The 14,528-nt window shown below is 49.7% G+C and carries 20 protein-coding genes; 1 reads left to right on the top strand and 19 read right to left on the bottom strand.

Annotated features, from left to right (window positions below; all coding sequences use genetic code 11):
• Positions 1-189 precede the first annotated feature (189 nt).
• The 15 genes from FA954_RS06310 to FA954_RS06240 form a co-directional block, all read right to left on the bottom strand.
• Complete coding sequence (locus tag FA954_RS06310; RefSeq protein WP_369792446.1) at positions 190-456, bottom strand: hypothetical protein; 267 nt, start codon at positions 454-456, stop codon at positions 190-192.
• Between the two features lie 123 nt (positions 457-579).
• Complete coding sequence (gene fhuF / locus FA954_RS06305; RefSeq protein WP_062843173.1) at positions 580-1,332, bottom strand: siderophore-iron reductase FhuF; 753 nt, start codon at positions 1,330-1,332, stop codon at positions 580-582.
• Positions 1,333-1,413: 81 nt separating this feature from the next.
• The gene (locus FA954_RS06300; protein ID WP_037994836.1) at positions 1,414-1,608 is read right to left on the bottom strand and encodes a DUF8066 domain-containing protein; all 195 of its coding nucleotides are present in this window, start codon (positions 1,606-1,608) and stop codon (positions 1,414-1,416) included.
• A 65-nt stretch (positions 1,609-1,673) separates the two neighbouring features.
• A complete protein-coding gene (gene rnc / locus FA954_RS06295) occupies positions 1,674-2,360 on the bottom strand; it encodes a ribonuclease III (RefSeq protein WP_049720261.1) in 687 nt (228 codons plus the stop codon).
• Between the two features lie 19 nt (positions 2,361-2,379).
• Positions 2,380-3,621, bottom strand: coding sequence for a beta-ketoacyl-ACP synthase II (gene fabF, locus FA954_RS06290; protein WP_037995103.1), 1,242 nt, complete (start codon positions 3,619-3,621; stop codon positions 2,380-2,382).
• Between the two features lie 85 nt (positions 3,622-3,706).
• A complete protein-coding gene (gene acpP, locus FA954_RS06285) occupies positions 3,707-3,946 on the bottom strand; it encodes an acyl carrier protein (RefSeq protein WP_037994838.1) in 240 nt (79 codons plus the stop codon).
• Between the two features lie 57 nt (positions 3,947-4,003).
• Positions 4,004-4,744, bottom strand: a complete 741-nt coding sequence (gene fabG / locus FA954_RS06280; RefSeq protein ID WP_037994841.1) for a 3-oxoacyl-[acyl-carrier-protein] reductase — start codon at positions 4,742-4,744, stop codon at positions 4,004-4,006.
• Between the two features lie 17 nt (positions 4,745-4,761).
• Complete coding sequence (gene fabD, locus FA954_RS06275; protein ID WP_049720263.1) at positions 4,762-5,709, bottom strand: ACP S-malonyltransferase; 948 nt, start codon at positions 5,707-5,709, stop codon at positions 4,762-4,764.
• Positions 5,710-5,728: 19 nt separating this feature from the next.
• The gene (locus FA954_RS06270) at positions 5,729-6,718 is read right to left on the bottom strand and encodes a beta-ketoacyl-ACP synthase III (protein ID WP_037994845.1); all 990 of its coding nucleotides are present in this window, start codon (positions 6,716-6,718) and stop codon (positions 5,729-5,731) included.
• 18 nt (positions 6,719-6,736) lie between these two features.
• Positions 6,737-7,711 (bottom strand): phosphate acyltransferase PlsX, encoded by a 975-nt coding sequence (plsX, locus tag FA954_RS06265; protein ID WP_037994847.1) that lies wholly within the window; start codon positions 7,709-7,711, stop codon positions 6,737-6,739.
• Positions 7,711-8,289, bottom strand: coding sequence for a transcription factor FapR (fapR, locus tag FA954_RS06260; RefSeq protein WP_037994849.1), 579 nt, complete (start codon positions 8,287-8,289; stop codon positions 7,711-7,713). The genes plsX and fapR overlap by 1 nt, the downstream gene beginning before the upstream one ends.
• A gap of 142 nt (positions 8,290-8,431) precedes the next feature.
• A complete protein-coding gene (gene rpmF, locus FA954_RS06255; protein WP_082240639.1) occupies positions 8,432-8,614 on the bottom strand; it encodes a 50S ribosomal protein L32 in 183 nt (60 codons plus the stop codon).
• 53 nt (positions 8,615-8,667) lie between these two features.
• Positions 8,668-9,183, bottom strand: coding sequence for a YceD family protein (locus tag FA954_RS06250; RefSeq protein ID WP_138614924.1), 516 nt, complete (start codon positions 9,181-9,183; stop codon positions 8,668-8,670).
• 55 nt (positions 9,184-9,238) lie between these two features.
• Positions 9,239-10,279, bottom strand: coding sequence for a SepM family pheromone-processing serine protease (locus FA954_RS06245; protein ID WP_052186677.1), 1,041 nt, complete (start codon positions 10,277-10,279; stop codon positions 9,239-9,241).
• Positions 10,263-11,069: a patatin-like phospholipase family protein gene (locus FA954_RS06240; RefSeq protein WP_037994851.1), complete on the bottom strand. Its 807-nt coding sequence runs from the start codon at positions 11,067-11,069 to the stop codon at positions 10,263-10,265. The genes FA954_RS06245 and FA954_RS06240 overlap by 17 nt, the downstream gene beginning before the upstream one ends.
• A 118-nt stretch (positions 11,070-11,187) precedes the next feature.
• Between FA954_RS06240 and ylbJ the strand changes: the two genes are divergently transcribed.
• Entirely contained in the window at positions 11,188-12,432 is a 1,245-nt protein-coding gene (ylbJ, locus tag FA954_RS06235; RefSeq protein WP_037994853.1) for a sporulation integral membrane protein YlbJ, read from the top strand.
• An 8-nt stretch (positions 12,433-12,440) separates the two neighbouring features.
• Here the strand turns inward: ylbJ and coaD are convergent, their stop codons facing one another.
• The 4 genes from coaD to FA954_RS06215 all read right to left on the bottom strand — a co-directional run bounded on the left by coaD (position 12,441) and on the right by FA954_RS06215 (position 14,414).
• Positions 12,441-12,932, bottom strand: coding sequence for a pantetheine-phosphate adenylyltransferase (coaD, locus tag FA954_RS06230; protein ID WP_037994855.1), 492 nt, complete (start codon positions 12,930-12,932; stop codon positions 12,441-12,443).
• On the bottom strand, positions 12,901-13,488 hold the full coding sequence (gene rsmD / locus FA954_RS06225) for a 16S rRNA (guanine(966)-N(2))-methyltransferase RsmD (RefSeq protein WP_037994856.1): 588 nt from the start codon (positions 13,486-13,488) through the stop codon (positions 12,901-12,903). Before rsmD ends, coaD begins: the two co-directional genes overlap by 32 nt.
• A gap of 304 nt (positions 13,489-13,792) precedes the next feature.
• A complete protein-coding gene (locus FA954_RS06220; protein ID WP_037994859.1) occupies positions 13,793-14,020 on the bottom strand; it encodes a hypothetical protein in 228 nt (75 codons plus the stop codon).
• Between the two features lie 82 nt (positions 14,021-14,102).
• Positions 14,103-14,414, bottom strand: coding sequence for a hypothetical protein (locus tag FA954_RS06215; protein WP_049720268.1), 312 nt, complete (start codon positions 14,412-14,414; stop codon positions 14,103-14,105).
• Between the last annotated feature and the right edge of the window lie 114 nt (positions 14,415-14,528).

Here is a 14,528-nt window from a genome sequence, read left to right as displayed (position 1 = left end):
ATGTCTGTAAAGAAAGAGCACAACCCTTACAAAGTGGATGAACTGATATATTTTAGCACAAAAAAACGGGCGGGATTGATTTTTTTCATATTGATCACAGATTCATCAACATCCGTCTGTCAATAAACCCTGCTTCCCAAAGGAGCTTCATGATCGTTGTCCAAGAGTGTCACCCCGCCTTGGACCGAATCAACTCCGAGCACCAACACTTCCGATTGAAAATCGGCGATCTGCTTGGGCGGCAAATTGGTGACCGACCACTTTCCGGCCCTCCAGCTCTTTCGGCTGATACCGTTTTGTCACTTGGGCACTGCTTTTTTTCACTCCCAGCTTTTCGCCAAAATCGATCCACAATTGGTAGGCGGGTTTTTTGGCTTTGGGAAAAGGAGCAACTTTGACAATTTGCCCGATCCTCAGTTCCACTTTTTGAAAGTCCTGATACGAACAAAAATCCATGATCCTTCCTCTCCTTTCAGACCGCTTATTACTTGATTTTCCGGTTTAACCGCTATTTCCTCTAAAAAAAAGCCGCCTCCCGGTAAATGTCGAAGCGGCTTTTCCTGAAATATCGTCCTTGTTTCATCCATTTGCCGGGCCGCGTTGTTGTAAGCGCGGACAATTTTGGCAACAAACCTGATCTTCACTGGCCAGATAATACAAACAACAAGTTTTTCGGACTCTTGCCTGAGCACCGGCATAGTAACGGCCAATGGGTTGAACTTTTTCGCGAAACATGCCGGCCTCCGCCCCGGAAAGCAAATAATGAAAATCATCTTGGGCCAAGGACGGATTCACCTGGTCATCTTCTTTTAATTTGGATTCATATAACCAATAAATATATCCGGCGAGGTTTTCCCACAAAATCGATAAAGGAATGCCGGTCAGACGGTGCAATTGATGCCAAAGGGGAGCAATATGATGAGTAAATAATGATGTCAATAATTGCTCACGCAAAAACTTCCGGTTTTTCTCCCTCATCGGTTGTGCTTTCCAATCGCGCAATTGCAATTGCATGTTCAAACGCTGATGTTGCCAAGTGGTTTGAATCCGCACATTGTCCGGCGAAAAATCCAATCGTTCATTTAATGCGCTCATCGCATACAAAGCAGGAACCACAACCGTAAAACTGTAATGTTTGGAAAATTGAGAAGCCACAACGCTCAAGGAATTCACCTTCATCCGTTCCGACCACTCTTCCAACAAACGAACGCACACTTCATGTTTCAACAGTTCCCGCCCGGAAAGCAACATGAAAGAGGAATCATTTTCTTCCGGAAAGACAATATGAAATTGCGTCGGTAAGATATCCACTGCATAACTGACAGGGGGCATGTTGAAAACCCCTTTCCGCTTGCTGAAAATGATATTTATTATCAATTATAATGGATGCAAACGGAAAGGTCTATCCCCTTTTCAGTTTTGTTCATCTGGGTGCTCCTCATTTTTCGGGTTTTGGCCACCTGCAAACTTTTCCAAGGTGTCCCGGATCCCTTCCAATGCTTTCACCCCTCTGTACAACAGGAACAAAGCAAAAATCCCCCCGGAAACAGGGAGAATGATGGCCATGATTGAAAAAACTTGAAAAAAAACAGGCGCAATCACTTCCATGTTTCTCCCCCCCTCTTATCAAAAACAAAAACCACCGTAATGTATATTTGCGGTGGTTCATACGCTTAAGTTCTCCATCTTGCCAACGCCTCTGAAGCAGCACGTTGTTCCGCCTCTTTTTTGGACCGGCCCGTCCCTTTCCCGATAGGTTTTTGGTCCAAGCACACCTCGACGACAAAATGGCGGTCATGAGCCGGACCTTTTGTCTCCACAATGCGGTATTCCAAAGTTCCCAGCCGTCCTTGCTGAACGACTTCCTGCAATTGACTTTTGGCATCCAGCATGTTTTTCAGCCAATCACTATTCACTTTTGGAAACACAACGCGCTCCAAAAACTTTTTCACCTGCTCCAGCCCGCTGTCCAAGAAGAGCGCTCCGATAAACGCTTCGAACACGTCAGCCAGAAGAGATGGCCGTGAACGTCCTCCGGTCATCTCTTCTCCTTTTCCCAAGCGGACATGTTCACCAAATCCCAACTCTTTGGCAAAGGAGGCCAATGAAGCTTCACACACGACACGGGCCCTCGTGCGTGTCAAGTCTCCTTCGCTCATTTTGGGATACCGTTGAAACAAATACTCTGAAACCGCCAATTCCAAAACGGCATCCCCCAAAAATTCCAACCGCTCATTATCCGGATGCACGCCGGTCGCCTTTTTCTCATGCGTAAATGAAGTATGGGTGAACGCTTGTTGGAATAGTTTTCGGTTATGAAACTTTAATCCGGTGATTTGCTCCAATCGTGCCAGATCCATTCCGTTTCACCCCTTTTCCTTATGCCTCCTGATATTCTTTCAAGGCAATGGTTGCATTATGCCCCCCGAATCCGAGCGAATTGGACAGGGCCGCACGCACCCGCATTTTCCGCGCTTCATTCGGAACATAATCCAAATCACAATCCGGATCCGGATTTTCCAAGTTGATGGTCGGCGGAACAATGCCTTCTTTAATGGCGAGTGCCGTTGCAATGGTTTCAATGCCGCCGGCTGCCCCCAGCAAATGGCCGGTCATGGATTTGGTCGAGCTAATGGCCAAACGTTTGGCATGCTCGCCAAATGCGCCTTTGATCGCCATGGTTTCAAATTTGTCATTGTAATCGGTGGACGTGCCGTGTGCATTGATGTAGTCCACATCTTCCGGCTCCAGTCCGGCATCTTTGACAGCCATCAGCATGCTGCGTTTTGCCCCGTCCCCTTCCGGATCAGGACTTGTCAAGTGATAAGCATCCGCAGTCATGCCGTATCCGACAACTTCCGCAATGATGTTGGCTCCACGTTTTTGTGCATGTTCCAAGGTTTCCAGAACCAACACGCCGGCGCCTTCCCCCATGACAAATCCGTCACGGTCCCTGTCAAACGGACGGCTGGCTTTTTCCGGAGCCTCATTGTTGGTGGACAATGCCCCCATCGCTGAAAAACCGGCAACTGCCATCGGCAAAATGGTGGCTTCGGTTCCACCCGCGATCATGACGTCTGCATCGCCGCGTTGCAAAATTTTAAAAGCATCGCCGACACAGTGCGTTCCGGTGGCACATGCCGAAATGGCCGCGCTGTTGGGTCCCTTGGCCCCGATTTGAATGGAAACGATACCGGATGCCATATTGGCAATCATCATGGGAACGAAGAAAGGACTGACCCGCCGCGGTCCCCGTTTCATCATGACTTTGTGCTGTTCCTCCAACGTTTCCAGTCCGCCGATTCCCGAGCCGATGTAAGTGCCGACCCGTTCTTTTTCCACTTTGTCCATGTCCAGTCCGGCATGCTCAAGAGCCATTTTGGATGCGGCCACGGCAAATTGGACAAAGCGGTCCATTCTTTTGGCATCTTTTTTATTCATAAAATCCAATGGATTAAAATCTTTCACTTCCGCAGCAATCTTGACTGCAAAATCCGAAGTATCAAACCGCGTGATCGTACTCACTCCGGATTTTCCCTGAATCAAATGATTCCAAAAGGTATCAATATCATTGCCCAGAGGAGAAATGACTCCAAGACCAGTGATGACAACCCGGTTCATCTGGTCCACCGCCTTTCCTCATTCATACGATTAGGTGTGTAAAGTCCCGCATGATACGGGACTTTAGAATAAGTACAAAAAATGCTTATTGTTGGTTTTTTTCGATGTATTCCACGACATCTCCGACCGTGGCGATTTTTTCAGCCTCTTCATCGGAGATCTCCATGTCAAACTCATCTTCGAGTTCCATGATGAGATCCACCACATCGAGAGAGTCTGCACCGAGATCTTCTTTGATGTTTGCTTCCAACGTTACTTCACTCGGTTCAACGCTTAAGTTTTCCACAATGATTTTTTTCACTCGTTCTAACGTTGTTTCTGCCATTTCTTTCACCTCCCTTTCGTATTATACGCATTTGATTGTGGACAAGCAATCAACGGATTACATGACCATGCCGCCATCCACCTGAATGGTTTGACCGGTGATGTAAGCGGCGGCATCGGAAGCCAAAAACTTGACGACTTCCGCCACATCTTCCGGTTTGCCAAACCGGCCCAGCGGAATGGCGGATAACATCTGCTCCTTGATCGTGTCATCCAACCGGCTGGTCATGTCGGTATCGATGTAACCCGGTGCCACGGCATTCACGGTGATCCCGCGGCCGGCCAGTTCTTTTGCAATCGTTTTGGTCATCCCAATCACTCCGGATTTGGCCGCGACGTAATTGGCTTGTCCCGGGTTGCCGACAATGCCGACAATGGAACTGATGTTGATGATCCGGCCGCTCCGCTTCTTCATCATGGTGCGGGCAACAGCTTTGGTGCACAGGAAGACTCCTTTCAAGTTGGTGTCAATCACCTGTTCCCAGTCTTCTTCTTTCATGCGCATCAATAAGTTGTCCCGCGTGATGCCGGCATTGTTCACCAAAATATCCACTTTCCCCAAAGTGGATTCCGCTTCCTTAAAAGCGCGTTCCACTTGATCCGCTTTGGAAACATCAACTTGAACCGCCACGGCATTGCGCCCTTTTTCTTTGATGGCCGCCACCGTTTCTTCCGCAGCCTGATGGTTTCCCGCGTAAAAGACGGCCACGTCGCAACCGGCATCGGCCAAAGACAGCGCCACGGCTCGTCCGATCCCGCGCGAACCGCCCGTCACAAATGCAATTTTCCCTGTCAACATCCGCAGTCTCTCCTTCCCTATTTGAGAGATTGTAAGGTTTCAACCGCTTGTTTTAACGATTCCGGATCCTGAACGGAGAGGGTCTTGACTTTCCGGTCCACTTTTTTGATCAGTCCGGACAATACGTTTCCGGCTCCGATCTCGACAAAGACGGTGACCCCTTCCTCCAGCATGTATCGCACACTGTCTTCCCACAAAACCGGGGAAGCCACTTGTTGCACCAACAGTTGCTGAATCGCTTCGGAATCCGTCACTCCCCGTGCCGTGGCATTGGCCACCACCGGCACTTTCGCCTCGCGGATCGGAACCGATGCCAGGTGGTCCGCCAAACGGTCTGCGGCCGGTTGCATCAGCGAAGAGTGGAACGGTCCGCTGACCGAAAGCGGAATCACACGGCGCGCCCCGGCTTCCACCGCTTTTTCCCCTGCCTCTTTGACCGCCGCTTGGTGACCGGAAATCACAATCTGGTTCGGGGAGTTGAAATTTGCCGGTTCCACCACGTGTCCTTCGTGCGACACTTCTTTGCAAATTTCCACCAGTTTGTCGCGATCCAGGTTCATTACGGCAGACATTGCCCCCTCACCGGCCGGAACCGCTTCTTCCATGTAGGTTCCGCGTTTATGTACAGTGAGAACGGCATCCGCAAAAGAAAGGGAGCCTGCAGCCACCAATGCGGAATATTCCCCCAAGCTGTGTCCGGCTACAAAATCCGGTTTTCGGTCCAACTGCGCATCCAGCACTTTCCACAAGGCGATGCTTGTCGTGAGGATGGCAGGCTGTGTGTTTTTCGTCAAGCGAAGCTGTTCTCCCGGCCCTTCAAAGCAAAGTTGCGACAAGGCATACCCCAACGTTTTGTCCGCATCGGCAAATACTTGTTTCGCGGTCTCCGTGGCCTTGTATATTTCCAATCCCATGCCGGTTTTTTGCGAACCTTGGCCCGGAAAAACAAAGGCGATCTTGCTCACTCGGATTCCTCCCTCTTCTTTAATCCAACGCCCATTTCAAAACGGTTGCCCCCCAGGTCAGGCCGCCGCCAAAACCGCAGAGAACCATCGTATCCCCTTTTTTAATCAGTCCGCGTTCCACCGCTTCATCGAGAGCAACCGGAATCGAGGCGGATGACATGTTCCCGTAGCGGTCCAGGTTCACAACCACTTTGTCTTCGGTCAGGCCCAGCCGTTTCACTGCAGAATCGATAATGCGAATATTCGCCTGGTGAGGAACAAGAAAATCGATGTCTTCTTTTGACAAACCTGCTTTGGCCAGTGCTTCTTCCGTGGCATTTCCCATCACGCGCACCGCAAATTTAAACACTTCCCGTCCGGACATATGCACATAATGAAGGCGCTCCCGGATGGTTTTCTCAGAAGCCGGAAGACGGGATCCTCCCGCCGGCAAATTCAACAAATTGCCTCCCGAACCGTCTCCTCCTAATTCGAAAGACAAGAAGCCATATCCTTCTTCCACCGGACCGAGCACCGCGGCTCCGGCACCATCGCCGAACAACACACAAGTGTTCCGGTCGGTCCAGTCAACAATGCGCGACAGGCATTCCACCCCGATCACCAGCACATATTTGTATACACCCGTTGCAATGAACTGTGCACCTGTTGATATTCCGTAAATAAAACCGGTGCATGCGGCCGACAAATCAAACGTGGCTGCTTTTTTGGCACCGAGCCGGTCTTGCACCAAGCAAGCCGTCGCCGGAAAATTCATATCCGGTGTCACGGTCGTGACGATGATCATGTCAAGCTCCTCGGCACGGATCCCGGCTTTTTTCAGTGCTTTTTCCGCCGCTTTGACGGATAAATCGGAAGAAGCTTCTTCCGGAGCCGCAATCCTGCGCTCACGAATGCCTGTCCGGCTTACGATCCATTCATCATTGGTATCCACCATTTTCTCCAAATCGGCATTGGTTAACACTTTTTCCGGCAAATAGGATCCCGTTCCCAATATACCCACTGACCTCATTTTCCAGCTCCTCTCTTCCTAAGACAATTCCTCTTCCATCCGCGAAATCACATCGTGTTGCAAAAAACGGCGTGTTTGCCGGATGGCATTACAAAAGGCTCTGGCATCGGAAGAACCATGCGCTTTGATCACGGGCCCCTTAAGCCCCAAAAGCGGAGCTCCTCCATGCTCCTTGTAATCCATCGCTTGGGCAAACTTTTTCAAGCGCGGTTTCAACAAGGCCGCCATGGACTTTGTCATCAAATTGGCCGTGAGTTCCTGTTTCAAACGGCCAAAAACCGCTTTGGCCACCCCTTCGGTGTTTTTCAGAAGCACATTTCCGGTAAAACCGTCACAGACGAGCACTTCACAAGGCCCTTCCAAAATGTCGCGGGCTTCCACATTTCCCACAAACCGGGCTGCCAAATCTTTTTCGATCAGCGCATAGGCTTCCCGGGTAAGTTCTGTTCCTTTCCCCTCTTCGGTCCCGATATTGAGCAACCCGACACGCGGAGACTCAAAACCCAACACCTTTTCGGCATAAATGCTTCCCATCGTCGCATACTGCCTTAAATGCTCCGGTTTGGCCTCCGGGTTTGCGCCGACATCCAACACGAGAATTCCTTTTCCGTTGAGGGTCGGAAAAACGGGAGCCAGTGCGGGACGGTCGACTCCTTTCAACCGGCCGACGTGGAAAAAACCCGCCGCCATCAGCGCACCGGTGTTTCCCCCGCTGATAAACGCATCGGCCTCTTTCTTTCTGACCATCTGGCAACCCACAACGATGGAAGAATCTTTTTTCCGCCGAACGGCTTGGGTCGGTTTGTCTTCCGGTTCGATTTTTTCCGTCACCGGCCGGAACTCAACGCCATCCAAGGCCAATTGATCTTCCATGTCCTTCAGGCCGATTAAAATGATCTTTAAATCCGGCCATTTTTCTTTCGCCTGTCTGATCCCTTCCACCACTGCGTCCGGAGCATGATCTCCTCCATGTGCATCAATTGCTATCCGCATCAAAGCTCCTCCTTAACAAGCTCCTTATCTTCCAGGCAATACACATCAAATGTGCCTTGAAAAACGGTTTCGCCGTTCACTTTTGTCAGCACGTCCACCTGCAACCGGGAAGATAATTTTTTGACGACCTTGGCTTTGGCAATGCATTTTTCCCCCAGATAAACCGGTCTGACAAAACGGATTCCCGCCGCCCCGGTCAGGGCGACTTCCGCGTTGGCAACGGCGATGGCCAGTGAATTGGCTTGAGCAAACAGAATATGTCCCCGCGCAATGTGATTGCGGGCAAAAACATACTCCTTTTTTATTTCAAGGATGGAAACTCCGCTATGGTCGAGCTGCAAATCCACCACGTCACCGATCACTTCATCCAACGACAAGGACCGGACACGATCCAAATGGTTCTCAGCCATGTGCTTGATACGTTCGCGCAATTCCGGAATCCCCAGCTCCCACCGGTCCAAACGGATGGTTTGAATACTCACGCCAAATCGTTTGGCACATTCTTCATCCGTCAGGAACGGTTCGTCTTCAAAAGCCCGGATCACTTGCTGTTGCCGTTCTTTTTTGGATAACCGCATAACGGAGTCACCACCTTTCCCGTTTTTATGATCAGTTATTAATACCTGGTACTAATTCAGTATATAAAAAAAAGAGTCATTTGACAACAAAAAAAGACTGGCGAACCAAAGCGCCAGTCCTGTTGTCTTTGGAGCCCGTGAATCAGTCGTTCACGACTCCTTCCACTTCAGAGCCTTTATAATATCCACACTCTTTGCATACGCGGTGGGATAATTTGGGTGCTCCGCATTGCGGGCAATTTACCATACCCGGTACAGAAAGTTTGTAATGAGTACGACGTTTGCGTTTACGCGTTTTAGATGTACGCCGAAAAGGTACTGCCATTTGTTTCACCCCCTCTAAGAATGTAACACAAGCCCGGGAAGTTTCATATACTGTTACGCATTATTTTGAAACCAGTCCCCCAGAACCGCAAGCCGGGGGTCGATTTTTTCAACCCGGCACCGGCACGATTCAGTGTTCCGGTTTTTTCCGCATTCCGGACACAGCCCTTTGCAATCTTCCCGGCACACAGGAATATAAGGAAATTGGAGCAACAAGGCTTCCCGAATAAACGGAGTCAAATCCAGTTTATTTTCATCGGCCAAATGAATTTCCTGCTCCTCGGATTCCACGGCCCGGTGCGGATCATCTGTAAAATGTTCTTCAAAGCTCGCTTTGATTTCCTGCTTGAATTCACTCAAACATTTGGCGCAAGAAAACACAGCGGTGGTTGATAATTCCCCTTTGGCAACAAAAAAATGAGGATCAACCATCTCCACACGGGCTTTCACGTCAACCGGCGCTAATTGTTCAAGTCCGGATACTTCTTCATCCAATGTCAAGTGAATCGTATCCTCTACAAACAACAGCCCATCTTTTGCCTGGTTTAATTGGTGCAGAGAAATCTGCATAATTCCACTCCTTGTGTAAAAACAGGGTTATTATAAGATATCAAACCAATCTCTGTCAATGTTTTTGACTTGGCAACCGTTTCAAATACTCCACGGCCTCGTTTAAAGAACGGACCGGGATCACTTTCATCGGAAATTTCTTTGCTTTCACCGTCGCTTTTGCCAACTTTTCATTTTGGTCAGCAGGGGTTTTGTCTGCGGGGCAAAAAAAGAGTTCCGCCCCTTTTTCGGCCGCCGCCGTGATTTTATACTCAATGCCCCCGATTTGCCCGACTTGCCCGTCCGGCGAGATGGTGCCGGTGCCCGCGATCCGGTAACCACGGGTCAAATCTTCCGGCATCAACCGGTTTAACACCTCCAGGGAAAACATCAACCCGGCTGAAGGCCCTCCGATTTTTGCACTGTCAATCCGGACAGAAGGATCGGTTTGAATTTCGGTTTTTAAAACGGGCACAATGCCGAGGCCGGCTTTTTCTTTTCCTTTCGTTGCCGGCAGGGAAGTCAATCGGACCAGAAGGTCCCGGGGGGTTTGTTGGCGGACGACACGGACATGAACCTTCTCCCCGGCTTTCTTCCGGCTGAGGTAACCGGTCAACTGTTCCACCGACCGGACCGGTTGACGGTCGATCTGCGTAATCAGGTCCCCTTCCTCAAGCCCGCCGGACCCGTCGATCAAACGCAAAACTTCAATTCCCCGCACACGGACCGTGACCGGTTTCCCGGCATACCGGTAAGCGGCGATCACAGCATGATTTTGTGACATTTGCATGCTTTCCGCTTGCCTGCGTTCATAGTCTTCGTCCGACTCGCCTTCGGCCAGCACTTTCTCTTCGGGAATCAAATCCACATTCCCGGACAGGAAACTGTACAGATAATCAACCAGGACCCCTTCCTTCATCGAGACCGTCGTCAGATAAAAATCCCCCTGCTCATCAGGCGGATGCCCCTTTACGTTCACCAACGGACTCACATCTTCGGCCGATCCCGGCGAAATCGTGTAATACGGGATGGGAACAAGAAACAGGGCTCCGATGACCGCCACCAGTCCGATGAAGGCAATGACAGGAATCCGTTCCCGTTTAGTCCATGAATTCATTCAATGCTTTCTCTCCTTGCCAGTGATGGATTCGTTCTTTCAATTTGTCGATTTGGGCTCTGGCTTCTTCTTCCCCCCGCCGGATGCATTCTTCCACTCTGGAAAAAGATGTCACTTGGATGTCCCCTACATCCGGATGGATCAAAAAGTCGGCGGTTGACCGTTTTTGGCCGGTTATTTGTTTTTCCATGATAATTAAAGTTTGTGTAATTACATCAAAAATATTTCGGATCTCAGCTTGCGGCGCCCTCGGGATGACATCCACGGCGATCACGAAATCAGCCCCCAGTTTTCTCACCACCGAAACGGGCAGGCGGTCCGCCACCCCTCCGTCGACCAGCACCTGATCTCCCCGGATCACCGGCTCAAAAATGCCCGGAATGGAAATGCTGGCCCGAACCGCTTGATCGACAGGCCCTTCGGTAAACACAACCGGTTCCCCTGTAACGAGATCAGTGGCCACAATCGCGGTCGGAATCTGCAATTCTTCCAATTTCTTATGATGTGCAAGCAGGCGAATCAACGCTTTCACCTTTTCCCCCGGGACAAATCCCTTTCGCGGAACCGTAAAATCAAGCCAATATTTTCTTTTTAAAGAACAAGCAAGTTTTTCGCACATGTCAAGATCCAGGCCGTTGGCCAAAAGAACAGCCATGATGCTTCCCATGCTGCTTCCGGCCACACAGTCGACGGGAATACCCTCTTCTTTCAGGACTTTCAAAACGCCCAAATGGGCAAACCCCCTGGCCCCTCCCGAACTCAAAGCCAATCCGATTTTGGGTCTGGTCATCCCTTTCCCACCTTTCTTTCTCATCTGCATTTCCGAAACATTTGGACAAAGCGGTCTAATCCACCATCCCGTTGCGTAGACATGGTATTGATGCAGCTACTGTGAGGAGAGAATGCATATGAATCCAGCCCTTCTCCGAAGTCAATTAAAAACCGTTTTGCTGGCATCCGTCGCTTTATTCATCGCGGTGATCCTGGTCATGTACCCGGAGCAAGCCGTGAAATCATCATTAAGAGGATTACATATTTGGTGGGACGTCGTTTTTCCTGCATTGTTGCCGTTTTTTATCACGGCGGAAATGATGATGGGCTTCGGAGTGGTCCATTTTCTCGGCGTATTGTTGGAGCCTTTGATGCGCCCCATCTTCCGTGTTCCGGGTGCCGGTGCTTTTGTCATGGCCGTGGGCTTGATTTCCGGCAACCCCATGGGCGCCAAACTGACCGCCCGTTTAAGGGAACAAAATCTGGTTTCCAAAGAAGAGGGGGAGCGTTTGATATCCTTTACCAGCACCGCCGGACCTTTGTTTATTTTCGGAGCGGTGGCTGTTGGTTTTTTTGAAAATAAATCCGTCGGCTTGATCCTGGCCGTTGCCCACTACATCAGCGCATTTATCGTCGGATTTTCCATGCGCTTTTATGAAAAACAAGCCACGCCGACCCCTCCCCCCGGCATCAAGAAAGGGTTTATTTTGACCCGTGCCATGGCGGCAATGCACCGGGCCCGGATTCAAGACGGCCGGACACTGGGGCAACTCATCGGGCAATCCGTCACATCTGCCATTCAGACCTTGCTTTTAATCGGCGGGTTTATCATGATGTTTTCCGTGTTGACCCATCTGATCAACTATGTGGGGGTCACGGCACCGCTATTGAAAGGCATCTCCAATCTGTTGACCTTTTTTTCATTTCCGCCGGAACTGTCCGAATCCATTTTAGCCGGGTTGTTTGAAATCACCGTCGGTTCGCAAGTTGCCAGTTCCGTCGACCCGTCCGTCCCGATTCTTTATAAATTGGCCATTGTCAGCTTGATCATCGGATGGAACGGCCTTTCCATCCATGCCCAAATCGCCAGCATGATCAGCCGGACAGACATCCGGTATTATCCTTACTTTGCCGCCAAAATCCTGCACGGGTTCCTTGCGGCACTGATCACCATCATCATTTTTCCGTTTTTCAATTATTCTCTGCAAAATGACACAACCATTCTTTCCGTCTTTCACCCGGTCACCTCCCCAGTGGCTTTTTCCGTCTGGGGAATCTTACAGGGTTTTGCGGTCACCGTCACCCTGATTTGGTTTTTGGCGCTGGTTTATCAGGAAACGAAAGCCGTCGCCCAATCCTTCCGTTACAACAAAACCCGCTGATCCTGGTTTCAGCGGGCAAATTTTTCACTGAATTTTTTTCTGAGCGCTTTTTCCACGGTCCCGGGAACCAAATCTTTGACATCCGCCCCGTATCGGGCCACTTCTTTGACCATCGACGAGCTGATAAAGGAATGTTCGTTGCTTGTCATCAGAAAAAAGGTTTCAACCTTGTCGTTTAATTTTCGGTTGATGGAGGCAATCTGCAATTCATACTCAAAATCGGAAATCGCCCGAAGGCCGCGTAAGATGGCATGGGGATTTCTTTTTTTCAAGTAATCGACCAACAGGCCGTTAAAGCTGTCCACTTCGACATTGGAAAGATGCCGGGTCGCCTCCCGGATCATTTCCGTTCTTTCTTCTACTGAAAATAATGGATCTTTCGAAGAATTAATCAGGACAGCCACGATGATCTTGTCAAACACTTTTTTTCCGCGCTCAATGATATCCAAATGGCCATACGTAATCGGGTCAAAACTTCCCGGATATACTGCCACTTTCACTCGGCTCACCCCATTCGTATAAAGAAATCGATGTATCCCGGTAATTTAGCAAGCGATAACGTCGGAAAGCCCCTATCTCTTCCGGGGGAACGCATTCCGCCTCATGTTCGGCAACAATCAAGCCATCCCCTTTTAACAACCCGTGCTTGGAAATCTTTTCAATCGTGGGAGCCAGTAAATTTTTTTTATAAGGAGGATCCAAGAAAATATAATCGAATTGTAAACGGCGTTTTTTTAAAAGCGGCAACGCCCGTTGGACGTCATTCCGGTAAACCTCAACGGAATCGCTTAATTTGGAAGCACCGGCATTCATCCGGATCACATCACAGCTTGTCCGCGAAGAATCGATGAAAACGGCTTTATCCAATCCCCTGCTCAAAGCTTCCAGCCCCAATGCGCCGGTGCCCGCAAACAAATCCAGGGCCATGCCGCCATCAAAAAAAGGACCGATCACTTGAAACAAGGATTCTTTGACACGATCTGCCGTCGGGCGAACATGCTTGCCGGGAACCATTTTCAAACGGGTTCCTTTGGCTTTTCCAGCAATGATTCGCATATCATTTTACACCTGACTTTATGAATGGATTATGAATGCATTACGTTTCTTATCCTACCATAAAGAACCGGCAAAAGAAAATCTGTAAAAAACATTCAAAGAAGAGGTATGAACGCCCGAAAAATGGAAATCATAAATGATGACAGCATCTGCTGCGATGCTGTCAACCGCGGAGAAGACTTACGTTTCCCCAATAAGCTCTTCCTCCGGTTTCTCCTCTCCCATTGAAGACTTACGCATGGATGCGTAAGAAACATGGGGCTCGCTATTGAGGCGAGCCATTTTTTTTTGCATGGAAACGATCCTATCTTTCTTCTTCGAAGTCTTTGCGTTCTGCCGGCTCATCTGCTTCCGGTTGCAAAAACAAATCCCCGAACAACCAGTCCTCTTCCCATTCGTTGACAGCCACCGGGGCTGCTTCTTCCGGCTTGGGATCATCCCAATTTTCTTCGACCTTCAGATTGTCAACTTTGTCGGAAGGGGCCTTCGCCTTGCGAATCGCTTTTTTCTTTGCCCGATTTCTTTTTCCCATCCTTCTCCTCCTTTCCACTCGGATTTCTCTATACGATATGACAACACCCCGGCATCCGTCTGATTGAAAGGCCCATGCTTTTTTACAAATAACGGCGGATCATGTTGGCTTCAACCGGAGTAATGACCCCTTCCATCACCATCGCATCCACAAAACGGTTGGATAATTCATGCCAACGCGGCGAACGTTGCAAACGGTCGATTTCCCGGGGGGTGAAGATCTGCCAGGGCAATTCCCGGGCAAAAGCCCAAAGCCCCATCTTGCCGTAAGATCTGCGAATTTGTTTGGCCTGTTTGATCAAGGATTTAATTTTTTGGGGAGAAACGGCATTTCTGCCGACTGTCCGGTTGATCTCCTCTGCCAGCTCCACATAAAAAGCGTCACGCTGATTCATAAAACACTCCTCCTGCCGTGATATCCACCACCTTTACCCGTCGGCGGATCGGTTTCGAACAATATATCTTATGTCTTCGGCAAGAAAAAGTTTGTGATAAAAAAACAAACCGGC

The sequence above is a fragment of the Thermoactinomyces vulgaris genome (assembly GCF_005886755.1).
Classification (GTDB): Bacteria; Bacillota; Bacilli; order Thermoactinomycetales; family Thermoactinomycetaceae; genus Thermoactinomyces; species Thermoactinomyces vulgaris.
This window is presented reverse-complemented; position numbering and strand designations above follow the sequence as displayed.